Here is a 509-nt window from a genome sequence, read left to right as displayed (position 1 = left end):
CCCGCGCGCAGGTTGAGCTTGGGCTGGTACACCAACCGGAACTCGCCGCGTGCCAGCGCCGGCAGGATCTCGCGCACCAGGCGGTAGGCCCGGCGGTGGGCCGCATCCAGCGCGGCGTCGTGCCATGCCAGCGCCGCCCCGCGGCCCAGGCCGGAATGCAGGGCTGCGCTGGCCATCCGCAGGGCGTCGCTGGGGCCCACGGCGCCGGCATCGAACTCCACGAGCCCGGCCATGGGCGCCAGTTCGATCGCACGCCCGTCGAAGGCCATGGGGCCGCTCAGGGCGGCCACCGTCTCCGCGGCGAATTGCTCGCGTTGCGCGCGGTTGCCGCCGGCGGGCTCCAGGCAGAAACGCATCTCGCCCACGTGGTAGACGGCGACGCCCCGCCCTGCCAGCCGCTTGAGTCTGTCTGCGAAGGCGATGGCGAGGGACTCCAGCGGTTCGGACCCCACCGCGCGCGATTCGGCCAGCATGCGTTCGTGCCCCATGATCTCGACCATCATCAGCGC

Annotated in this window: 1 protein-coding gene; it reads right to left on the bottom strand. The window is 73.1% G+C overall.

Annotated features, from left to right (window positions below):
- Positions 1 to 509 (bottom strand): hypothetical protein (locus tag GVL52_RS31825; RefSeq protein ID WP_200847967.1); only part of this gene is annotated, 509 nt, incomplete at both ends.

The sequence above is a fragment of the Rhizobium sp. 18055 genome, from assembly GCF_902706285.1.
Taxonomy (GTDB): Bacteria; Pseudomonadota; Alphaproteobacteria; order Rhizobiales; family Rhizobiaceae; genus Rhizobium.
The sequence above is the reverse complement of the archived record's forward strand: the minus strand, read 5'-3'. Positions and strand labels throughout refer to the sequence as shown.